We start from the raw sequence: 21,278 nt of genomic DNA on the forward strand, positions 1-21,278 counted from the left end.
AGAGGGTTGTCAGCTATCGAGGTTGGGCTGCCTCAGATTATCTGTAGGCTGCTAGATCATCGAGCCTAATTAGGCCCACCGAAGCAGGGCGAGCGTTCGCCCTGCTTTACGTTACCCGATATCCTAAGCAGCACACATTTCAGAGTGATGCTTTGAGGTCTAGGACGAATGCGCTTGCTAAATCATCAGTGAGTTTAGAAACCGTCACCCGAATGGCTAGCGGCGAGCTCTGCACAGCGAATGCACTTCCCAGGCGAACGAGCCACCCTCGCTTTGCGAGTTCAAAAGCCACATCCCTCATGTCTTTTTCCAGAGGGATCCAGACGTTGAAACCATCTGATGATGGAAAGGAGGGGATATTGTTCTGGCTGAGCAAACTCCTCAAGCGATTGCGGCGTTCTGCATAGCGTTTTCGACTGAGTTCAAGCATCTCAAATGTGCTTGGGTCGTTCAGGCTCCTGCTCATGATGACCTGCAGAATATGACTCACCCATGTCATTCCGGGGGCCAGACGGCTGCGAAGCCGTTGAGCTGTACCAACATCGCAAGCTAAAAAGCCGAGACGCAGATCAGGCCCGAGTGCCTTTGATACTGAGCGAATGAGAGCCCACCTGCCGGAAGAGACTGGGATAACGGAGTGGTAGGGCGTTTCAGCTAGGAGCGCGAAATGGTCATCAACTATGACAAGCACATTCGGGTATTTTTCCAGAATTCTTTGAATTTGTTCGGCTCGCGAAACGGAAAGGCTGCACCCGCTAGGGTTATGGGCTCTTGGAGTGATCAGGAGCGCTTGGGCGCCGTTTTTCAAGGCCATATCCAGTGCATCGGGAAGCATCCCATCTTCATCGATAGGCACCCCAACGGCATGCATGCCCGCAAGGCGAAGAGCGTTAATTGTGCCGAGGAAGCACGGCTGTTCTACCACCACCTTGTCGCCTGCCACCAGCTGGGCTGCCGCCAGTCGCTCGATAGCGTCTACTGCTCCATGAGTCAGTTCTAACTCAAATTCGGGCGGACAGTCTGGTGCGAACCATTCATGTCCCCATTTTTGGAGCTCAGGTAGTACCGTTTGATCCCCGTATAGATAGGGTCGAGGCCATGGGCTTACAGTAAATCGGCTGATATCAAGCAGGAGGTCAGGATCTGGATTGCCATCAGCGAGGTCGATTAGGGCAGTGTCTAGATTGAGTCCTTCCTGTTCACCTGCATGGGATGGCTCACAAATCGACGTGCCGTGCCGGCCTTGGGTTAAAGCGATGCCGACCTTCACCAGCCGCTGATAAGCGGCAGCTACTGTATTTCGATTGACACCAAGCGCCTCTGCAAGCTCTCGGACAGGTGGGAGCGAGTCGCCTGGCTGCAGTGATCCAGTTTGCACTCCTTCTCGAACACATTCATAGATCTCAGATGCGGTGGTTCCTGATAGCTTCACTGTTGTCCTATGCCAATGTATGATGACGTTCGGGACAATTCTACCCTGCGTTTCAGCCAGGTTGAAGCCAGCTCAAGTCCTAAAGTGAGGGTAATTGGGCCATTGGGAGTGATTTTTCGGATCAAAGCGCACAATTGGAAAACGAGAGGTAAAGATTATGTTCACTGGCTTGAGTGCTTTCCCTTTAACCCCAATGAACGAAGATCGAATCGATGAAGCTTCGTATGTTCGGTTAGTTTCACGCTTGGTTGAGGCTGGCGTTGACTCTATAGGCGCATTGGGGTCGACAGGTAGCTACGCGTATCTAACACGATCTGAAAGAGCACACCTGGCGAAATTAACTGTTGAGCACGCAGAACGCACACCTGTCATGGTAAGCATCGGTTCTTTGCGGACAAAGCACGTATTAGAGCTGGCTGAAGATGCACAAAACGCCGGAGTAAGCGCTGTTCTATTGGCCCCTTTGTCATACCAAGTGTTGAGTGAAACAGAGGTCTTTGAACTCTATAATGTCGTCACCTCAAATTTATCTGTTCCGCTTTGTGTTTATGACAACCCTGGAACTAATCACTTTGCGTTTTCAGATGAATTGCACGCTCGCATCGCTCACTTGCCCAACGTCTGTTCGATAAAAATTCCTGGAGTGCATTCCTCGCCCACTGAAGCCAAATCGCGTGTGGAGCGCTTGCGTGCCCTCATCCCCGCGCATGTGACTATTGGAGTGTCTGGGGATGCCTCTGCTGCCACGGGATTGAATGCTGGATGTGAGGTTTGGTATTCGGTGATCGGTGGCTTATTTCCTGAAGCAGCACTGGCAATCACACGCGCTGCCCAGCGTGGCGATACTGATGAGGCAGAGCGACTTTCGGCTCAATTGGCGCCGCTTTGGAAACTGTTCCTTCGAGGCGGGGGAAGTCTACGGGTAGTGGCCGCTGCTGCAGAGTTACTCTGCCTGGCTTCTGAACCCTGCCTTCCCCAGCCATTAAAGAGTGCAGAGGGCCGGGTTCGGGCGGATCTACAGCATCTGCTTGAAACACTTGAGCTGAAATAGCGTGAGTCACCTTGGGTGCCCCGTATTAAGCGGGGCGATACACGTTATCGATTAAGAAAGAAGTGAAATTAGATTTCCAGTCCTTGAGGAATTCTTTTGGCAAAATTCCCGCCACCTGGCTTTTATGTAAAAGTCCATGGGTGATCAGGTGGGTCAGAATTTGTTCTATTTTCAGACCAGCATTTGTGCTTGTAAAGTAGAATTAGCAAGTTTGAAGAGTGCATGTTATCTCTTGCTATTAATTGCGATGTGTCGTTGTTGTAAGGGTTCTATGGCCTTAAGAGCACAACGCTTGTGCTTGTCGATCGGTCGCTCCAATGCATCTGCAGCGTAAACAACCTTGCTCACCCATCCATTCTACGGTCTGTGGTTTGATGCTTGATGTCTTTGGCTTGAGTGTCAATCCCTAATGTGCAGGCAGCTAATTTTGAAGGTGCTGAACGTTAGGCCACTTAATTCTATTTTCGGAAAATATCTGGCTCATTTGAGCGTGTTGCCAGTATCTATGAGCAGTTCGCCCATAAAAGCGAGCTATTTGGCATGTGTTGGCGAGCGTTAAGCGCATTTAGTATCTCGACCACAACGTAAAACAATAGAGGTCTTGATCGTGGTGGAATACAAAATCGCCTTCATAGGTTTCGGGGGAGCCAACCGGGCCCTGGCACAACTGGTTGCCGACAAAAATCACGTATGGGCGCGGGAGCTTGGCTTTACGCTGGAAACTGTCGGAGTCAGTGATCCGCTTCTAGGCTCTGTGATCCACAATCAAGGCCTCCAAGCTGCGCAGCTCGCCACACTTGAGCAAACAAAAGGTGCGTTCGGCCAGCTGCCACAAGGTTCTGCGGAAGCTATCAATGAGTCTGTAATTTGCTCTTCAGGAGCAGACATTGTTGCGGAGGCTACCTTTGTGGGCGCTGGGGCAGGTCGTTTTGAGACTGCATTTGCGCTGTTGTCCGACATTGTAGCTATCCCTAAACGCAAGCAGGGCAACTGAGATGAACAATCCAAAAGTTGATACTGCCACTGCATTTGAGTCGATTACCGTCACTTGCCCGTTTGATGGTTCAGTAGTTGGCATGGTGGCTGACATGCCAGCAAGCCACGTTGATAACCTCATCATCACTGCTAGACAGGGAGCGACAATTTCACGAAACCTGCCCCGGCACATGCGGGCTCAGATCCTGGAAACAACTGCCGCGCTGGTTGAGCGGGACAAGGAGGTTTTCGCAAAGCTGATCGTGGCTGAGTCAGGCAAGACGCTCAGGCAATCGCGTAAGGAGGTACTACGTTGCATCAACACACTGAAGCTTTCGGCTGAAGAGGCCAAGCGCAATGCTGGTGAAGTCATTCCGTTTGATGCCTATGTGGGCTCTGAGAGTCGTCAGGGATGGTTCACGCGAGAGCCTTTAGGGATTATCGTGGCGATCACTCCCTACAATGACCCGCTTAACCTTGTAGCTCATAAGCTTGGGCCTGCAGTGGCTGGTGGCAATGCGGTTGTTCTCAAACCTTCTGAGTTGGCGCCGTTGTCCGCGATCCACTTGGTTAAATGCATGGTCAAGGCTGGTCTGCCGCCTGAAGTGGTGACGATCACAACTGGGGGGGCCGCCCTTGGAGAGGCTCTAGTTAGTCATCGCGCGGTGCGAATGATCTCTTTTACTGGCGGCTTTGTCACTGGCGAGAAAATCTCCCGAAGTGCTGGACTGAAGAAGCTGGCAATGGATCTTGGCGGTAATGCACCGATAATTGTACTTGCTGATTGTGATGTGCTACTGGCTGTGGAAGCCTGTGTGTCTGGGGCTTACTGGGCAGCAGGACAGAACTGCATTGGTACGCAACGGATCCTGATCGAAGAAGGTGTTTACGAGCAGTTCAAGCAGCAGTTTGTTGCTCTGACTAAAACGCTAGTTGTTGGAGATCCTTTTAGAGAAGAAACCGATGTAGGCCCCATGATCAATGACCAGGCAGCAAAACGTGCTCAAGCGCAGGTTGGTGAGGCGATGGCCAGTGGTGCAGTGGTTCTCTTCGGTAACCATCGTGATGGGGCTATCTATTCGCCAACCATTCTGGAAGAGGTCGGGCCCAGTTGTTCGTTATGGAAAGACGAGGCGTTCAGCCCAGTTGTGGTGCTGCAATCGGTCAAGTCCTTGGATGAGGCACTAGTCCTGGCGAACAGTCCAGAATACGCCCTGCACGCTGGTGTGTTCACGAACAATATCCAACTCGCATTGAGGGTTGCGCGCGAGCTTGAAGCAGGCGGGATCATGATTAATGACTCTTCAGACTATCGCTTCGACGCGATGCCGTTTGGCGGCTTCAAATATGGAAGTATGGGGCGTGAGGGTGTTCGATTTGCATATGAGGATATGACGCAGCCGAAAGTTGTTTGTTTGAATGGAGCTGCGCTCTGATGAAGTAAGGCGTAGTCACCAAGGTCTGGTAGAAAGTTTAATATTACCCAAGAAAGGGTGTCTGCCACTCGTGTAGATATTCTTGATAAATATAAAAAAGGTGTAAGATGAACAATAATGGATCTGCGCGCGCGGTGGAAGCTACTCGCGCTGCAAAAATTGATAGTCATGCCTTTGCTGCGGAAGATGCAGGGTATAAGAAAACGCTTAAGCCACGGCAAATTCAGATGATTGCTATTGGTGGGGCGATTGGCAGTGGTTTGTTTATGGGGGCTGGGGCGCGCTTGGCCGAGGCGGGGCCATCCCTAGCGTTTGTTTATGCGGTGTGCGGTATATTTGCATGGTTCATCATACGTGCTATGGGTGAACTGGTTATGCATCGCCCCTCTACGGGCTCCTTTGTTTCATATGCACGAGAGTTCTATAACGAGAAGTGGGCATTTACAGTAGGTTGGATGTATTGGACGGACTGGGTGATGGTCGCCATCGCAGACCTCACCGCAGCAGCACTTTACTTGAGCTTCTTCAAGGCCTATTTCCCCTTCATGGCCGACATACCGCAATGGACTCTTGCTTTGGGCTGCTTAGGGTTTATCACCGCGCTCAATCTAGTATCTGTGAAGATATTTGGAGAGCTTGAGTTTTGGTTCGCTTTCGTCAAGGTGGCTGCTCTCGTTACATTCTTGTGCGTGGGCATTTACATGGTGCTTTTTGGTACGCCGCTCCCTGGCCACGAGGTCGGCTTCAAGCTGATTTCTGACAATGGGGGTTGGTTTCCATTTGGATTGATGCCCGCGATTATCATGATCCAGGGTGTGATATTTGCTTACGGTAGTATTGAGCTCGTTGGGACGGCTGCGGGTGAGGCTGAGAACGTCAAGGAAGTGATGCCTAAGGCAATCCGAGCAGTCATGTTCAGGATCGCCATTTTCTATGTTGGTTCTGTATTACTTTTAGCGATGCTGTTGCCTCACTCAGCCTATCAAGCTGGTGTCAGCCCATTCGTGACCTTCTTCGGCTCTATAGGCTTCAAGGGGGCTGATGCAATCATGAATATGGTTCTAGTCACTGCAGCACTCTCCTCCCTGAATGCGGGCATCTATTCAACCGGTCGTATTCTCCGATCACTCGCTATCAAAGGCTCTGCTCCAAGCTACCTTGCCCGTATGAACAAGCAAGGGGTTCCATTTGCCGGCATTATGCTTACCACCGTTGCCTCACTCCTTGGGGTTGGTATGAATGCCATCGTACCTGGTCAAGCGTTCGAGATTGCAATGACGCTCACAGCTGTCCTGATTATTGGTAGTTGGTCTGGAATTGTCCTGTGCCAATTGAAGCTTTATAAGTTGTCTAAGCTCGGACTTGTCAAGCGCCCTGACTTTAGGATGCCACTGGCGCCATACAGCGGTTATGCAACGCTTGGATTCTTTGGATTAGTTCTTGCGCTGATTGCTTGTAATTATCCTGTAGGCACTTTCACTATCGCAGCAACACCGTTTTATGCTCTGGCGTTGGTCGCAGGCTGGTTTTTGGTTAGAAGACGAGTTCGTTCCATTGAGGAAGGCGCCTTGGTGTTTAATGAGCATCAAGAGCTGATCTCCGTTGGCAGCGAAGTTCGATTGGCAGATGCTAACCTTCAAAATTAAAGTGCTACACGCTGAATTTCCACTCAGTTTCGGAGCAATGCTATGCGCCCAGACAAACAAAATCTTGCTAGTCTTGCTGTTGCTACTCAAGCGGTACACGGTGGTAATATGGCTGATGTTACAACTGGCGCCATTCGAACGCCCCTAGTGATGGCTAACTCCTATCTGCTCCCGGATGACCCATCGGTGATGGATTGGTCTAACCCAGAAGGGCTCTGCTACACGCGAAATAGTGGGCACAACCAACTCTGCCTAGAAAAGAAACTGGCGGCGCTCGAGGGAGGGGAAGCTGCGGCAGTTTTTGCTACGGGTGTAGCTGCGCTGCATGCAGTGTTCTTTACCATCCTGCAAAGCGGAGATCATGTCGTTGTGGGTGACGTGACGTATGAAGCTGTTTGGCGGTTATTCGATGAGCTCTTGCCTAAGCGCTACGGGATTGAAGCCACGTTCGTTGACATGAGCGACCTAGACGCCGTTCGCAAGGCAATTCGACCTAACACAAAACTTCTTCATACTGAGACGATCGCCAACCCAACGACTAAGGTCGTTGATGTGGCGGCTGTTGCAGAGTTAGCGCATGCGGCTAGTGCGCTGGTGTCGATTGATGCCACGTTCACACCTGCACCGTTCTTCCGCACGCTACAACATGGTGCAGACTTAGTGATCCACTCGTTGACGAAGTACATCAATGGTCATGGCGATGCCATGGGGGGGGCGGTGATTGGAGCAGCGAAGCTTATCGGCGAAATTAAACACGATGCCTTGGTTGACTTAGGTGCTAGCATTTCGCCATTCAATGCATGGCTTATTATGCGCGGCTCGGTGACCCTTCCGCTTCGACTGCGGCAGCATTTAGCCTCGGCAGAAAAGGTTGCAGCCTTCCTGGCCTCTGATCATCGAATTGCCTTCACTTATTATCCTGGCTTGCCTAGCCACCCTCAGCATGAACTCGCACGCCGCCAGTTTGCTGGAAAAGGGTTCGGGGCGATGATGGCGTTCGCGGTGAAAGGAGAACCGGAAAAGCAAAACCTTTTTGTCAGCAATCTCCGTGTGATCACCTCTGCTGTTTCGCTAGGCCATGATGAGTCGCTGATTGTTCACGTCGGAGCAGATGGGCGCGGCGGCTCTGAAAATTATCCGAAAGAGTTCCAAGAGTTTGGGCATCTGCGTTTGTCTGTCGGTCTTGAAGATCCTGAAGATCTAATCAAAGATCTATCAGCTGCATTGGATGCGGTGTTCAAAGATATGTAAGTGGCCAATAGGCCTTGGGAGGGCTCTTGTCAAGCCTCAAATGTTGAGCCTTATACTGGGAAAGTAAAGTAGGAGGTGAGAATTATATAATTTTCGGACTCTTGAATGATTCACTTTAGGATTTAGCTGCGTCAGCTTTGCACACTCTCACTTGCCCCCATTTATTGGGGGCTTTTTTTGACACGTTTCAATTCTGAACTTGTTGGCGTCAGCACCTTGCTTATTTTTTGCTGTGTGCTCCCAGAATAAGTTTCGCTAAAACATTGACACCATATGCGATTTGTTCGTCAGAAAAATCCCCCAGTCCCAATACCAATCCAGATCGATTGCTCTTGGATGCGTACATCGTAGACACTGCCCTGGCAGCAACTCCTTGTTCGAGTGCTGCTTTAGCGAGCATTTTGTCGTCTATGCCTGTAGTGATCCACAGGATCAGATGCATCCCCTGATCACTAGGTTGTAGCCATGCGAGTGAAGAGGGGATAGCACTCTTGATGAGGCTTGTGAGTTGGAGCCGGCGTTCGGCATACACACCTCGGATTTTGCGAATATGCCTGTCAAGATGTCCCTCCTTCATGAAGGCTGCGAGCACATGCTGATCTGCACTCGGAGGGTGCCTGTCCATCAACGCTCGGGCTCCACAAAATGCTTTTTCGAGGCCCTTGGGTACGATGGCATAACCTAGCCTCAAGGATGGGAACAGTATTTTGCTGAAGGTGCCCAGATAGATCACGCGGCTAGGATCTAAGCCCTGAAGTGAGGGGAAGGGGTGTCCCGCATACCTCAGTTCGCTGTCATAGTCGTCCTCAACAATCCAGGCATTAGCCTCTCTCGCCCAGGCCAGAAGTGCATTTCGCCTGCTCATGCTTAGAGGCATGCCCAACGGATATTGATGAGATGGAGTAACGAAAGCAGCCTTTGCACTCTTGGCGATCTCGATACCAACATTCACATCCATGCCTTCGTCGTCAACAGGGATAGGAACCATGTTTGTCCCAGGAACAGAGTGCTCTAGAATCGCGGTAAGGCCCCGGTAGGCAGGATCTTCAACCCAAACACTATCGCCTACGTCGAGCAGTATTTTGCAGCAAAGATACAGTGCCTGTTGGATCCCGCTGGTCACTACAATCTGGTTTGCGCTGCAATGAACAGAGCGTGAGCGTCTTACATAATCGGCGATCTCTTCTCTAAGTACTTCTGCCCCCTGTTGGTGGTCATAGCCGGCAGGTGCCCCGGGGCCGCGCGCACGAACTCTGTTACCGATCCGTCTCCAGATGTCTTCAGGCACCGTCTGGTTGACAGGCACAGATATGGTGAAAGGTACGTGCGGCAGAGGTGAGAACTCATCGGCTACCTTCTCGTAGTGAGCGACTGACCTTGGCAAGGCTTTTGGTTGTGTTGCCTCAGACATTGGCCTGGTCACTTCACGAGTGCTTTCATTACCAAGGGCCCTGGACACCCGTGTACCAGCTTTGGCCCGGGATTCCAGAACACCCTCAGCCACCAGCTGCTCATAGGCTTCAGTCACGACGCCCCGTGCGACGTTGAGCGAGTTTGCGAGAACCCTTGAAGATGGCAGCAATTCGCCTGGTTTCAGATCCCCCCGTTTGACGGCATTGCGCAGGGCTTGGGCTAATTGCCTACCCAGTTGTCCCTGCGAGCGACTCAGGCTGCCGATGAAAGGGAGTTCAGCTCCAACGGATCGTCTAGCCATAATTCTGGCCTCCAAAAAATTTTCGAAACTGGCACTTAGAATAGGGCCAGATAGTACAGAAAATGCAGCTGCTCGTCAGCGAATTTGTCGAGCGACACTGAGGAGATCATCTATGTCCATCCAAATGGAGCCAGAAAGCGCCCTGACATCCGATGCTGTATCGGCTTTTAAGAGCTGGCTTTGCGTTGTCTGCGGATTCGTCTATCACGAGGCTGACGGGATCCCCGATGAGGGCATTCCGGCAGGCACACGCTGGGAAGATGTACCCACATCTTGGGTATGCACTGAGTGCGGTGTCGGAAAACAAGATTTTGAAATGACCGAAGTTTAAGCAAGACAAATTTATCGTCTTTCGCTTAAGCACTAATGATGAAGCACTGATTAAGGAGTTTTTTCGTGTACGTACCACCCCAGTTTCGCGTAACCGATATAGAAAAAATTCACGAAATGATGGAGCAGCACGCGTTCGGTATCCTGTTCACCCATGGCAAAAGCGGTATGACTGCTAACCACCTTCCATTCGAACTTGATCGTTCCAAGGGAGAGTTTGGTGTTTTGCACTGCCATGTTGCACGTAAAAATCCGGTTTGGCAGGACATTGCCAACGGTGACCAAGTTCTGGTTGTGTTCAAGGCTGCTGATGCTTATCTGACACCTCAGTGGCTGCCCAGTAAGCAAGAAACTCATGAGCAAGTGCCAACCTGGAACTATATGGTTGCTCATGCCGATGGAATTGCCACCATTCACGACGATGAAAAATATGTCCGTGGTGTGGTTGCGCGCCTGACAAAGCGCCATGAGGCTGGCACTCCAGTACCGTGGAAGATGACTGATGCTCCCAAACATGTCATTGATGCTGAGCTTATGGATATCGTGGGTATATCGATTGAAATCACCCGGGTTACGGCTAAACATAAGCTCAGCCAGAACAAAGACAATCGTGACATGACCAGTGCTGGCGAAAACATGAAGCAACAAGGTCATACGTTGATCGGCGATGCGATGCTCGCTGTCGTAGCTGCTCGCGCTGAGTAATTCACAGGCCGGTTCTCCATCACAACATCAGGGAAATATTTATGAGTGAAAAACCAATAGTGATAGTGGGCGCCGGCCATAGCGGAGCCAAAGCTGCAGCAGCTTTGCGCAAGCACGGTTGGCTCGGAGGGATCCAATTGGTAGGTGCGGAAAAGCATTTGCCATACGATCGCCCCCCACTCTCAAAAGCCGTACTGCAAGGTAAAAAAGCCACTGAAGATTGTACCTTCTTTGAGAGCCAATGGTTCGACTCCAATAACGTATCTGTAATGCTTGGTAGCGTTGTCACTGCTCTTCATCCTAAAAGCTGTCAGGTAGAGCTGGATGATGGAAGCTTGATTGATTACCATCGTCTGCTACTAGCCACAGGTGCCGAACCACGCGTTCCTGATATACCAGGTATTGATTTGGAGAATGTCTTTGGGCTGCGCACGCCAGATCAGGCTAGGTCAATTGCAAACTCGCTCAAACCAGGCGCCGATGTAGTGATTCTCGGTGGCGGGGTTATTGGGCTTGAGGTTGCTGCAGTTGCTGCAGATATGGGTTGCAAAGTAAAGCTTGTGGAGGCTACTTCGCAAGTCATGGGCCGCTCGGTGCCTGAGGAATTTGCAAAGATCATTCAGAAGCGGCATACAGCACGTGGGGTGGAGATCTTCTTGCAAACCATCGTTTCTCAGGTGATAGGTGCAGACTCTGTAAATGCTGTGAAGCTGAGTAGCGGAAAAGTAATCCCTTGCAATGTATTGGTGTACGGGGTAGGTGTAATACCTTGTGCCGAAGTCGCAGAGTCTGCAGGGCTTAAGGTTACAAATGGGGTTAGTACCGACGCCTATTTGGCTACTAGCGACAGTCGAGTTTTTGCATGCGGAGATGTTTGTAACTTCCAAAGCCGTCGGTACGGCCAAAGCCTCCGCCTCGAAAACTGGCGCAATGCCGAAGATCAGGCTGATATCGCAGCTCGAAATATGCTGGGTCACAACTTTGAGTACGACCCATTGCCATGGTTCTGGAGCAGCCAATACGGTTGGACGATTCAAGCTACAGGGATCGTGGATCCACTCGGTTTGGTCGGCATTTTCCACGATAAGGAAACAAGCTACTTCATAAACTTCTCCTATAGTGGAAAGTTGGTTGCTGCCGGTGCTTTAGGTGCCGTGCGAGATGTTGGCCCAGCTATCAGGAAGTTTAAGCAAAGAATTCTAGAAGGCTTGTCGCTTGGGTCGCTCGGTTCCGAGAGTCTGAAGGAAGAAATTCAATACATACTTGGCTGAGAGTGGCGCAAACAAAAAACGCTTGGCTAGCTCAATAATCGCATTTGTGCGAACAAGCATTTTTGGGAGCAATGCTCCTGGCTGGCGAACTGTCCATGTCCCCAAATGTGAGGCATAGGAAACCCGCTAATCGCACTGAATAGCGGGTGTCTTTTGTATGGGCTGTGCTCAGCCATGCGCCAGGCAGAATGGCATTTGATGAGAGCTATATGAAGAAGCAGGTGGCTGTTGTGGTAGGTGTTGGGGCAGAGCGGGGCCTTGGGGCAGCTCTTTGTCGACGTTTTGCTAGCCAAGGCTTTTACGTTCTGGTGGTAGGCCGAACGCTGAGCAAAATTGATGGCGTCATTGAATCAATTCGAAGGCAGGGAGGGGATGGTAGGGCGTACCTTATTGATGTCACAAACGAGCGAGACGTGGCTGATTTGTTCAACTGCGCTGTGAACCTTGGTAGTGACTTTGATAGCCCTAGCGTTGTGATTTTCAACGCTGGAAACAACAGTAAGATTCCATTCAGCGAGGTCACAGCTTCTCAGTTTGAAAAATTTTGGCGTGGAGGCTGCTTTGCGGGATTTCTTGTGGCGAAGCAGGCGGTGCACTGTATGAGTGCTGGAGGAGGCACGCTCATCTTCACTGGCGCGTCAGCGAGCCTCCGAGGCAGGCCGAATTTCGCACACTTTTCCGCATCAAAGGCAGGGTTGCGCATGCTTGCCCAGAGCCTGGCACGTGAATACGGCCCGGAAGGTATTCATGTGGCTCATGTCGTCATTGATGGCGTCATTGATGGTGCCAAGGTACGGGAGAGTGGACTGACTGATATGTCTTCGAAAAATGCAGACGAGCTTTTGGACATCGATGCACTGGCTGAGGCCTACCTGCAACTGCATCAACAACCTTGCTCTGCGTGGACGCACGAATTGGACTTGCGACCAGCCTCCGAAACCTTCTAGCCAAAGCGCCAAGTAAAGTCGTCATATGCCGGCAGGCTAGGTATTGCGGGTGTCGATACCATGCTGAAAGGCATCTGCTGATACTTTCGCCTAAGCAGAGCGCCGTGGCCAAGGAGGGGCCTTGAGTGTGAGAATGGAAGCCCGAAAGGGGCTTAACCTATGCGATGGGACGGTTCGCGAGAGCTGGCCCCGCGGGGGGCGTCCAAGAGTGCAGACGAATGGCCTAGCCAAAAAAGGAAAGACAGCCTCGTCCTTAAACAAAGTAAACTCGTCAGATTAGAACTCAATGGCGGCTAGCTCGTTTTTCCTTACCTGGATGATAGAGTTTTGGTCAGTCCGGCCAAAACTGGATTTCATGTCCATCGCTGTCAAGCTCCTCCAGCCAGAGCATCGGTGATCTACTATAAAGTAGCGGAAAGATCTCCACGCCTGGTTGTGATGCTACGTATTGTTGTACATCTTTCGAAAAGCGTAGAGCGCCTCTCGATTCACTTGATACATAAATATGCAGCTTCGTTGCTCCGCACTGCTGTGAATTGTAATTCTTCCATCGCACAATCTCCGTCAGATCCTCGACACGCAATTGGCCATATTGATCATGGTGCACATCAATCATCACCATCTCGCCTGAAATTTTAGCAAGAAAGGTATAAGCGTGATAGTCCCGGGGTAGCTCGAAAATTGTACATATTTCTATTTTTCTTGTGTACTTCTCATGAAGAAAACCATACAAAAGAGCCTCAACGATGTCCGCGTGCTGTGGTCTACCAGCTAGCAATGTAAGCGCATTCTCGCTGCTTGCACCTAGAACATGATTGAAAGGAACAATGAGCTTCCATCCCGCCTCCAGAAGCTCCGTGTTTGCGGAGCTCACCTCTTGCCAATAACACTTGTTGCCGACCGGATCACACAAGATCACCATCACCGGAAGCGAGTGTTCAATCCAATACTTCAGGTGCTTCGACTTTCCGCGAAAGACGAAACCAGATTTAGTTTTCTCTTTCAGGAAGCTCGCGCCGCACTTGATCTGCGCTGCAATCAGCCTACCAGTGCCTCTCTTTGCAGGACTGACCAACTCTATCTGTGCGTCGATGCCGAGGTCTGCTTTTCGTTGATCTCTAAAGATCCATTTAAGTTCATCAGAAATGATCTGGTCGACCATCCGGACGCCCTTGTCGCCCAAGTAGTCATCATTGCCATATTGTGGAAGATCTTCTACATTCATTAGACCTAATGCCTTGAGCAAATTGTTAGGTGTATAGCTCCCACGAGCTATTGAATAGTGTGCGCGGTGGGGGATGTTTTTTGCTATTTGAACCTTATAACACCCCTTGTTTATGTTCATTTCGTTGGGCGGCTTAACTGTTCGTTAATAAATGCGGCGCTTTACAATGACAGAGCACTTTACGGGGCTACGGGTGTCATGTCTACGGGCCGCTATTGGTCAACATCTGCATGCCGTGACCGTCTACAAAGCGTCGTAAGCCGTCAGTCGTGCTCCTGCTACCGCCAGCTTGTTTGACCTATGTTGACCAATGAGCAAAAGCTTAACTGTGCGTATACACAGTATAGGCGTTTTCGTCATCGTCATCATCCTCGGCCCGCTCGAACCCAGCGGCTCTAAGCTTCCTCTTTTTTCCCTGCACGTCCTTGTAGGCTTCCCGTCTCCGGCTGCCGACCATCTTGAGAAGCGCATATCACTGGATGAGCAGCTCGATGCCTGGGCTCCGCACGTCTACCTAGTGCGTATGGAAGGTAACAGCATGATCGGCGCCGGCATCTACCTCGGCGACCTGGTGATCGTCGACCGCTCAATCGAGGCTAAGTCTGGGCATATTGTGATCGCGGCTGTGAACTGCGAGCTGCTCTGCAAACGACTTGCCTGGGGCGGTATCCAAGTGGTGCTCAATTAGGAAAACTTGCGCTACCCGTTTCGGTACCTTCTTGAAGGCGAAGACCTCCAGGTCTGCGCGTAGATGCTGTGAGGGTAAAACTCGGTAAGTGTGGGCCTGTTTGGTGGTGTGATGGCAGCCCTGACTACAATCGTTTTCGAGTTGAACTTACACCTTACGCTGAGTGGTACGCCTACTAGGGCCTCGAGGATGAGTAATGTACGTCGAAAAAAGCTTCACCCCGCAGCAGCTTTTCGAAATGGTGTGGGAACGGCCCGTTCTGATCATTGCGAAGGAAATAGGTGTCTCGGACGTCGGCCTCTCGAAGGCCTGCCGCAAGGCAGGGATCACTCTGCCTACCCGCGGTCATTGGGCTAAGCCAGAGACGAAAAGGCCCCGGCGCCCGAAGCCGCCAGCTTCTAACATTCCGATCACATTTCACGTTCATGACATTCAGAACCAAGCTAACCCCAAGCCTGAAAACCCAGTTAAAGACCCCAGCACGTTAATCGTCCCTACGGAATTGGTAGATCCGCACCCATTGGTTAGGAAATGGCTATCAGCAGCGAAAAAAGCCAAAGAGCTTAACGGCGCTTTGGCGGTAGAGAAGTCGCAGGTTTTGAGCTCGCACATTTCTTCGTCGGTAATCGACCGCTGTGCCATTCTGTATGACAGCCTGATCAAGGCGAGCGAAGCCGTAGGGTATACATAGGGAGTAAGCGATAACGGGACTTTCGTGCGCGTGGCCGGCGAGGATCTGTTGATCTCGATTCAAGAACGCATAAAGCGCTTCGATCTCCCGCCATCTCCTCCGAAGCCCTTCAAGCCTGGTCAGAGATGGGAGCCCGCTTTTGCAGCTATGCGGGCTACCCGCTTTGGTTGGGAACCCACAGGCGTGTTTTCACTTATCGTCGATGCGCGATCTGAGGTTTTGATTCAGAAAACCTGGGCTGACAGCAAAACAGGAAAGCTTGAATCGAAGCTGGGCCTGATCCTGATAGGGTTTGTTCGAATTGCGGAATCTGTAAAAGCTCAAAGAGCTTCCGATCAAGCCAATCGACGTCATTGGGCGGAAGAGCAGCGGGTTCGACAAGAGTGGATTGACCAGCAGCGGCGTTTGGAAAAACAGCGTCAGAACCTGATGACAAATTTGGGCAGTTGGGAGCGAGCACAGCGGCTGCGTGCGTTTATCCAAGCTACAGTCGAATCTTCACCCCCCGATGAAGCATCACAAATGGCCCTGGCAATGTGGGCATGCTGGGCTACGCAGCAAGCCAAGCTGCTTGATCCACTATATGTAAATATTTCGAATGTTGTTGGGCTATCGGTGGATTTGCCAAGCACAGAATATGGCTATTGGAGCAGTAGCAAGAAAACCGAGGACTGGTGGCCATGATTTTCATTTTGGTCTGAACTAAAACTGCGTTAGGATTCTCTACAGGTCATCCATCCCATTACGGAGTAATCACATGTCGCGCCTCGCGGAATTCAGACAGCTTGAGCAAAAACTAGCCGCCCAGTTGGCCGAGTTGGAGGCCATGAAAGGTAGCAGCGAGCTTCAGAGTGAAATCGAATTTGAGACCAAACTGCGCGATTTGCTGGCCAAGTATGGCTTCAGCCTGAAAGACATTATCAACATCCTGGATCCGCAGTCGAGTCGTCGTGCTGCTCCTGCTGCCATAGAAAAAGCACCTCGCCGTGCTCGCCAGGTCAAGCAGTACAAAAACCCGCATAACGGCGAAATCATTGAAACAAAGGGCGGGAACCACAAGCTCCTGAAAGAGTGGAAAGCTGAATACGGTTCCGACGAAGTCGAGAGCTGGGTGTCGTAACATCCTCACTTGACGATCTCGTTCACAAAAAACGGCCATATGGCCGTTTTTTGATTGGATGATCTTTTCAATGGCCTCGGCTTAGGCAGGGTCGCCCAGCTCCCGTGCTACCTCAATGGCTCGCTGTAGATCGAGATGGCTTGAGGCATAGGATTTCATCAGCAGCTGGCGGGGAAGGGCCCAATCCCACTTTTCCGTTACCATGTTCTCTATCTCATCGAGAATGGGGCTAGGGTCTGTTATATCCAATCGCCCAACGGTTTGAAGTGCCTTCTTACTATCTTGCTCGCCAAGTGCAATCTCTAGTGAGAGTCCATTGTTTTCGCACTGGATGCCCACGTGCCGGAGCAGCAGCGCCAAAGCATCGTTCGTGCTGTCTCCCTGCCACGTTAGGACATGGCTGACGCTGGATGAACCTGTGATGGATTTGGTACCCAGACCCATTGCTTGGAAAATGTCACGGGCTTCCTGAAGAAGAGCCTGAGCCTGTGTATCCAATAAGGGGCTCGGGGTCGTTTCCATCAGCACCTGGCGCATTTCCAAGCGGACACGGTCATGTACTTGAGCACTCAGCCCATCGAATTGCGGAGGCTCGCCGCCGCGCGCGGGTGTCACTACGATCACCTTGGCTTCAAGATCTACGTCCTGAACCTGCCAGCGGCGCCCGCCAAAAATGATCCGTTGCCCTTTGGACAGTGGTCGACTGACAGGCAACGAGCCGAGTGGTTTGCCATCTCGGAGCAATCGAAACTCCTCATCGCTTGTGAACGCCGTGTAAAACTCGTAGTGGTTGACCAGGCGTTCGCCCAACTCTCCTGGGAGGAGCAGGCCTGAGCTGTCTTGAACAATCAGTTACTTCTCTCCCATGCTTTTCAGTAGGGACATCAAGTCAGCCTTGGAAATGCTCGCGAAGCTTCCGCTGGCAACGAGGTTAGTCCACAACTGCGCCGCCGAAGCCCCGCCAAGTTGAGCGATGGAAGAAAGGCACTGTTGAACCAAGGTTGAGGCGTGTATACCCTGCGATCGAGGAGGCTCGAACCAACCAGCCACGAGCAAGCGGATCATGGCCACAGTTTGCACTAGACCCTCGCGAAGCTGATCAGAGAGGTTTGACTGATCCGTCAGCGGGCGTTCCCGACAGTACGCCCTTAGCATCGCCGGCTCACCTGGTCGTCTGCCTGAGCGACCAAGACGCTGCCTGAGGCTTGCAACGGAAGGGGGGCTTCCGATTTGAGCAACTGTCCTGATGTTGCCGATATCGATGCCCAGCTCCAGGGTCGTGGTGCATACCGCGGAAGCCGGGTGGTCACCGGCCTTCAGGGCTCGCTCCGCATCTTCTCGCAGCTCTTTGGACAGGCTGCCATGGTGCGGCCAAAACTCGTTGGGCACCCCATCCTGCTCGCACAGCGCTCGAAGGCGATCGGCAAACCATTCGACTTCCTGCCGCCTGTTGGGAAAGATTAAGTTGTTATGGCCTCTGAGTACCTTGTAGAGGTGGCTCTGGCGTGATGCTCTTGTATCTACGTGATTACCAATCTGAGCTACTCGTTCCCAGAGGTTCTGAAGGACGGCTTCCTCCCGGGGGCAACTGGATAGCTTTGGTTTTGGCCAGTAAGGGCCTGGTTGCTAGACGAGCGGGGCTGGTAAGCCCCGCCTGCAAGTCAATTGGCAAGCGTTATCTGGCCCTATCGAACATGTCTGCAGGTTAATCGAGGGTTGCCAACCGCTTGAACGCCTGGATCTTCACGAATTCCATTTCCTTCAAGATAGTCTGCTTGGCTTCATTCTTATCCAGGCCACGCCGAGACTCGTCAAAATCGATTTTCTTGATGCGCAATTCGATCTCACTCTCGGGGTTTTGGCCGTTGTTGAAATCAGGGAAGCCCAGCGAAATCACGCAGTGACCGTCCATGCCACAGAGGCTGAATCTGAACTTGGCATCCAGTCGATGGATGAGCAGGCATGGTCGGTATTTCGGGTTGCTCAGGAAGTCAGAATCTTCCAGCCCGGTACCGCGTAAGTCCAAGCCGCGTATCCGCTCCTTCATCCATTCGAGCTCCTCCGGCAGCGTATGATCCTCATCTGGTACCAGGCCAATATCCACTACTTCCACAAAGGTGATGGGGCTCTGCCGGTTGTCTCGGGTAAATCCTAGTAAGTAGTCGAATCGTTTTTCGTTGGTGAAGTCCCCGAAGCGGATTTGCTGGACACTGGCCTTTTGAGCGATCTGCCCTTGCGCCTTGAAATGACCGATCAAGTGTCGAGCCAGCGCCCGATTGGTCTGTTTGGTTTCCGGGGCAGTGTGGGTGCTGATGAGGATGAGCTCGTCTTTATCCTTGCTTTTCTGAATCTCGATGGAAGCTTTGAACCGCTTACGCGAGTCGGCCCAGCTTTTGGAGCGATCCAGCCGCTCAATCTCGAAATCCATGCGTATGGCGTCATCGCTGTTGGGCACTGGGTAGAAGCTCGGTGCGTTCAGGACTTTAAAATTCTCAAAATCCAGATCAAGCACCTTGTTCACATCGATCTCGTCAGGGATGCTGCTGATAAGCGTCTCGGGACTGGCCCACTCGATGATCTGCGTTGTGACCTTCGGGTTGTCTTCCTTGGTAGTGTACAGCTGCTGCAGTTCGACAAATTCGCTGGGTTTGATCAGGGAAAGGGTGAGCGCGGGAATGCTTTGCTCCTTTTCCTGCAGCGAGGTGAACACGCCACGCAGGCGAAGCAGGCTTTTCAGGTCACCCTTGGACACGAATGGTTGGACGAGATAAGCCCGAAGACTTTCGCCCTGCGGCAGAATCACGCTTTCGTCTTCAATCTGCATCACGCAATACTCCGGAAGTCCGAGCGGTAACTGACCACGTCCACCAAGTCGGCGAAACGCTTGTTGGCGATCGATGCCTTGGCCACTGCGGCGGCCCGACTGTGAAGGCTGAAATTGAAATCTGGGAACGCGATGATGACCTGCTCCGGGAAGTCCAAAGCTACGGAGCTGAGGTAGCCAACCAAGCGACGCATACCGGCTTCACTGAACTCATCGTCACAGCACACCGCGAGCTTTTTGGTGCCTCCATCATTGATGAAGAAGGGAATGATGCCGCTGGTTAGGTATTCAGAAGGCAGCACATCTCCAGCGGCAATCCGTTGGTATAGGTCGACATTCTTGCCCGTGGATGGGTAGAGGAATTTCACATTTTTAGCACCGTAGGTTCCGCGCATGTACGAGATAGCTTCGTACAGGAAGCTGGCACGCCTGTTGTCGATCACATAGATGGTGCCGTAGTTGACGTCGTCAAGGCCCCTGCAGCTCGCTACCTCAGTCACCACATCGTGATCTTTCGCATCCTTGTCATTGATCCAAAACAGCACCCCCGAAACGACTTCTGCGCAGATTCCGGTGTAACCAGCATTGAGCTGCTTTTTCTGGGGTGAGCGCTTAAAGCACTCCATGGCCATCGCCAGGTCGGTGAAGTGGCTTTTGAAGGTGCTGGTGGGGGCTTTGGGGTAGGCTTGCGATGAAAATTTTGACGAGATACACAGGTGCTTCAGGACGCCATCCTCCAAAGGAGATTGGCCTGTGTATACGTAGTCGATGCCATGGGTAGATCGCTCGGAGCTTGAGACCTGATGCGCTATGGGCCGGATGCAGTTCACGTCGACGCCTCTGATCGCTGCCTGCCAGCCAATGAATTTCAGGAAAGAAAAGACAATGTTCTCCCCATGCTCACCGATGCTTTTCGACCATTCTCCCACTTAGCGGGCTCCTATTGATTTATACAGTGCGCAGCGAGGCCTGCCTGTTGGCTAGCCTATGGACTTGGTTCATGTGGAGAATATCGTAGCGAGAAAATTTCTATGGGCAAGCAATTTATTGAAAAATCGCTGCAGGCCTCGAAGCACAAGGGGTGGAATGTCCGAGGAGTTTTTTACAAAGCGTAGAAAAATTACACGTTCCGTATAAGCAATACACTTTAAGTGATCCGATTCCACATTTCGTGAACAGAAATTCTGTTTTTCTGCACAAATAACCAGTCTTCCTGTTTAGTTTTCCACGCTCTGTGAATATGTATACGTGTCTTGTTCACTTTGAGTGGATCAATGTGTTGCTGCTTCCTACGTGATGAGTATTGCAACAGCGGAAGGCATTGGCTTTCCCGCGACAGAGGTCGCGTTTGGGGGGCGTAGGAGGCTTGGGGTCTGGTAGTGGGATCTCAGGCGGCTTGCCCGGAGGTCGGCGACACCAGACAAGCAAGCAGTGCTACCTCTCTAGGTCTGAGGCCGTTGTCGTACTTTTGGATGCGTAGTGGAATGCTGCAGTTGAGGTTCAAAACGACAACGAGTCGGCGCGTTGCTAGAGCAGGCTAGCCCTCTGTAGGGAGGCTGTGGGTTTGGCACCGCGAAGCGCTCTATTTGGCCCCTCCAGCAGTCATGCGGGTTGTAGAGGGCTTGTAGTGCCAAGGAGGCCGCTAAATTGGGTAAAAGTGAGGAAAAACGTTAATTTTTCCTGGTGCGCTATTTGGCATCAAATAATCACGTAGATAATTGATTTCGCGTAATTTTTTTGGTGGTGCCAAAGGCCGTGCAGGTGCCAAATGAAGCGCCAACTTATATGGGTGAGATAGTAGGTTAGGAACGGGCGCATTAGCTCAGCTGCGACCTGGAGGGCCAGCGTAAGCGTCCGGCAAACTCACCTTCCGAACTCCAGTTTTAAGGGCGATGGTGTCCGCGTATTTTCAAGCGGACGCGATCACCCTTATCGCCAGGATTTCCATGCGCCAACGTAGCTCTTATCCCAA

Annotated in this window: 20 protein-coding genes; 13 read left to right on the plus strand and 7 right to left on the minus strand. The window is 51.7% G+C overall.

The annotated features are described in order from the left end of the window. Positions 1–139: 139 nt before the first annotated feature. Complete coding sequence (ptsJ, locus tag F3J45_RS21965; RefSeq protein ID WP_167067805.1) at positions 140–1,432, minus strand: transcriptional regulator PtsJ; 1,293 nt, start codon at positions 1,430–1,432, stop codon at positions 140–142. Positions 1,433–1,589: 157 nt separating this feature from the next. On the opposite strand from ptsJ, the gene F3J45_RS21970 reads away from it, so the two are divergent. The 5 genes from F3J45_RS21970 (at position 1,590) to F3J45_RS21990 (ending at position 7,791) form a co-directional block, all read left to right on the plus strand. Continuing rightward, positions 1,590–2,483, plus strand: a complete 894-nt coding sequence (locus F3J45_RS21970; RefSeq protein ID WP_167067808.1) for a dihydrodipicolinate synthase family protein — start codon at positions 1,590–1,592, stop codon at positions 2,481–2,483. A gap of 610 nt (positions 2,484–3,093) precedes the next feature. After that, positions 3,094–3,477, plus strand: a complete 384-nt coding sequence (locus F3J45_RS21975; RefSeq protein ID WP_167067811.1) for a hypothetical protein — start codon at positions 3,094–3,096, stop codon at positions 3,475–3,477. Position 3,478: 1 nt separating this feature from the next. Beyond that, the gene (locus tag F3J45_RS21980) at positions 3,479–4,894 is read left to right on the plus strand and encodes an aldehyde dehydrogenase family protein (RefSeq protein ID WP_167067814.1); all 1,416 of its coding nucleotides are present in this window, start codon (positions 3,479–3,481) and stop codon (positions 4,892–4,894) included. A 107-nt stretch (positions 4,895–5,001) separates the two neighbouring features. Beyond that, complete coding sequence (locus F3J45_RS21985) at positions 5,002–6,540, plus strand: amino acid permease (RefSeq protein ID WP_167067817.1); 1,539 nt, start codon at positions 5,002–5,004, stop codon at positions 6,538–6,540. A gap of 42 nt (positions 6,541–6,582) precedes the next feature. After that, complete coding sequence (locus tag F3J45_RS21990) at positions 6,583–7,791, plus strand: PLP-dependent aspartate aminotransferase family protein (protein ID WP_167067820.1); 1,209 nt, start codon at positions 6,583–6,585, stop codon at positions 7,789–7,791. A 220-nt stretch (positions 7,792–8,011) separates the two neighbouring features. On the opposite strand, the gene F3J45_RS21995 is transcribed toward F3J45_RS21990, so the two are convergent. Next, complete coding sequence (locus F3J45_RS21995) at positions 8,012–9,505, minus strand: PLP-dependent aminotransferase family protein (protein WP_167067823.1); 1,494 nt, start codon at positions 9,503–9,505, stop codon at positions 8,012–8,014. 142 nt (positions 9,506–9,647) lie between these two features. Between F3J45_RS21995 and F3J45_RS22000 the strand changes: the two genes are divergently transcribed. The 4 genes from F3J45_RS22000 to F3J45_RS22015 all read left to right on the plus strand — a co-directional run bounded on the left by F3J45_RS22000 (position 9,648) and on the right by F3J45_RS22015 (position 12,758). Beyond that, the gene (locus F3J45_RS22000; protein WP_370526447.1) at positions 9,648–9,836 is read left to right on the plus strand and encodes a rubredoxin; all 189 of its coding nucleotides are present in this window, start codon (positions 9,648–9,650) and stop codon (positions 9,834–9,836) included. 65 nt (positions 9,837–9,901) lie between these two features. Further along, the gene (locus F3J45_RS22005) at positions 9,902–10,540 is read left to right on the plus strand and encodes an FMN-binding negative transcriptional regulator (RefSeq protein WP_167067826.1); all 639 of its coding nucleotides are present in this window, start codon (positions 9,902–9,904) and stop codon (positions 10,538–10,540) included. Positions 10,541–10,581: 41 nt separating this feature from the next. After that, entirely contained in the window at positions 10,582–11,811 is a 1,230-nt protein-coding gene (locus tag F3J45_RS22010) for an NAD(P)/FAD-dependent oxidoreductase (protein WP_167067829.1), read from the plus strand. Between the two features lie 209 nt (positions 11,812–12,020). After that, a complete protein-coding gene (locus F3J45_RS22015; RefSeq protein ID WP_167067832.1) occupies positions 12,021–12,758 on the plus strand; it encodes an SDR family NAD(P)-dependent oxidoreductase in 738 nt (245 codons plus the stop codon). 331 nt (positions 12,759–13,089) lie between these two features. Here the strand turns inward: F3J45_RS22015 and F3J45_RS22020 are convergent, their stop codons facing one another. Continuing rightward, a complete protein-coding gene (locus tag F3J45_RS22020; RefSeq protein WP_167067835.1) occupies positions 13,090–13,983 on the minus strand; it encodes a DUF4365 domain-containing protein in 894 nt (297 codons plus the stop codon). Between the two features lie 310 nt (positions 13,984–14,293). On the opposite strand from F3J45_RS22020, the gene F3J45_RS22025 reads away from it, so the two are divergent. From F3J45_RS22025 to F3J45_RS22040, 4 genes are all read left to right on the plus strand, one after another. Continuing rightward, positions 14,294–14,671 carry a LexA family transcriptional regulator gene (locus F3J45_RS22025; protein WP_167067838.1) on the plus strand — a complete coding sequence of 126 codons (378 nt, stop codon included), beginning with the start codon at positions 14,294–14,296 and terminating at the stop codon, positions 14,669–14,671. 196 nt (positions 14,672–14,867) lie between these two features. Next, entirely contained in the window at positions 14,868–15,362 is a 495-nt protein-coding gene (locus tag F3J45_RS22030) for a hypothetical protein (protein WP_167067841.1), read from the plus strand. Between the two features lie 24 nt (positions 15,363–15,386). Beyond that, positions 15,387–16,046 carry a hypothetical protein gene (locus tag F3J45_RS22035; RefSeq protein ID WP_167067844.1) on the plus strand — a complete coding sequence of 220 codons (660 nt, stop codon included), beginning with the start codon at positions 15,387–15,389 and terminating at the stop codon, positions 16,044–16,046. Between the two features lie 73 nt (positions 16,047–16,119). Then, on the plus strand, positions 16,120–16,482 hold the full coding sequence (locus F3J45_RS22040) for a histone-like nucleoid-structuring protein, MvaT/MvaU family (protein ID WP_167067847.1): 363 nt from the start codon (positions 16,120–16,122) through the stop codon (positions 16,480–16,482). Positions 16,483–16,563: 81 nt separating this feature from the next. On the opposite strand, the gene F3J45_RS29895 is transcribed toward F3J45_RS22040, so the two are convergent. From F3J45_RS29895 to F3J45_RS22055, 4 genes are all read right to left on the minus strand, one after another. Beyond that, positions 16,564–17,292: a hypothetical protein gene (locus F3J45_RS29895; protein ID WP_205300634.1), complete on the minus strand. Its 729-nt coding sequence runs from the start codon at positions 17,290–17,292 to the stop codon at positions 16,564–16,566. Positions 17,293–17,334: 42 nt separating this feature from the next. After that, positions 17,335–18,018: a helicase-related protein gene (locus tag F3J45_RS30585; protein ID WP_370526448.1), complete on the minus strand. Its 684-nt coding sequence runs from the start codon at positions 18,016–18,018 to the stop codon at positions 17,335–17,337. A gap of 169 nt (positions 18,019–18,187) precedes the next feature. Then, complete coding sequence (locus F3J45_RS22050; RefSeq protein ID WP_167067850.1) at positions 18,188–19,306, minus strand: hypothetical protein; 1,119 nt, start codon at positions 19,304–19,306, stop codon at positions 18,188–18,190. Beyond that, complete coding sequence (locus tag F3J45_RS22055) at positions 19,306–20,235, minus strand: hypothetical protein (protein ID WP_167067853.1); 930 nt, start codon at positions 20,233–20,235, stop codon at positions 19,306–19,308. Before F3J45_RS22055 ends, F3J45_RS22050 begins: the two co-directional genes overlap by 1 nt. Positions 20,236–21,278 lie beyond the last annotated feature (1,043 nt).

The organism is Pantoea sp. Ap-967, from assembly GCF_011752565.1.
In the GTDB taxonomy this organism is placed as follows: Bacteria; Pseudomonadota; Gammaproteobacteria; order Pseudomonadales; family Pseudomonadaceae; genus Aquipseudomonas.

What these genes read in the sequence shown, in the direction of transcription:
- F3J45_RS22020 (WP_167067835.1), bottom strand. Translation starts at nt 13,983, where the DNA reads ATGAATGTAGAAGATCTTCCACAATATGGCAATGATGACTACTTGGGC.
- F3J45_RS22010 (WP_167067829.1), top strand. Translation starts at nt 10,582, where the DNA reads ATGAGTGAAAAACCAATAGTGATAGTGGGCGCCGGCCATAGCGGAGCC.
- F3J45_RS21990 (WP_167067820.1), top strand. Translation starts at nt 6,583, where the DNA reads ATGCGCCCAGACAAACAAAATCTTGCTAGTCTTGCTGTTGCTACTCAA.
- F3J45_RS21970 (WP_167067808.1), top strand. Translation starts at nt 1,590, where the DNA reads ATGTTCACTGGCTTGAGTGCTTTCCCTTTAACCCCAATGAACGAAGAT.
- F3J45_RS22050 (WP_167067850.1), bottom strand. Translation starts at nt 19,306, where the DNA reads ATGCAGATTGAAGACGAAAGCGTGATTCTGCCGCAGGGCGAAAGTCTT.
- F3J45_RS22025 (WP_167067838.1), top strand. Translation starts at nt 14,294, where the DNA reads ATGAGCAAAAGCTTAACTGTGCGTATACACAGTATAGGCGTTTTCGTC.
- F3J45_RS21980 (WP_167067814.1), top strand. Translation starts at nt 3,479, where the DNA reads ATGAACAATCCAAAAGTTGATACTGCCACTGCATTTGAGTCGATTACC.
- F3J45_RS22015 (WP_167067832.1), top strand. Translation starts at nt 12,021, where the DNA reads ATGAAGAAGCAGGTGGCTGTTGTGGTAGGTGTTGGGGCAGAGCGGGGC.
- F3J45_RS21995 (WP_167067823.1), bottom strand. Translation starts at nt 9,505, where the DNA reads ATGGCTAGACGATCCGTTGGAGCTGAACTCCCTTTCATCGGCAGCCTG.
- F3J45_RS22030 (WP_167067841.1), top strand. Translation starts at nt 14,868, where the DNA reads ATGTACGTCGAAAAAAGCTTCACCCCGCAGCAGCTTTTCGAAATGGTG.
- F3J45_RS21985 (WP_167067817.1), top strand. Translation starts at nt 5,002, where the DNA reads ATGAACAATAATGGATCTGCGCGCGCGGTGGAAGCTACTCGCGCTGCA.
- F3J45_RS22040 (WP_167067847.1), top strand. Translation starts at nt 16,120, where the DNA reads ATGTCGCGCCTCGCGGAATTCAGACAGCTTGAGCAAAAACTAGCCGCC.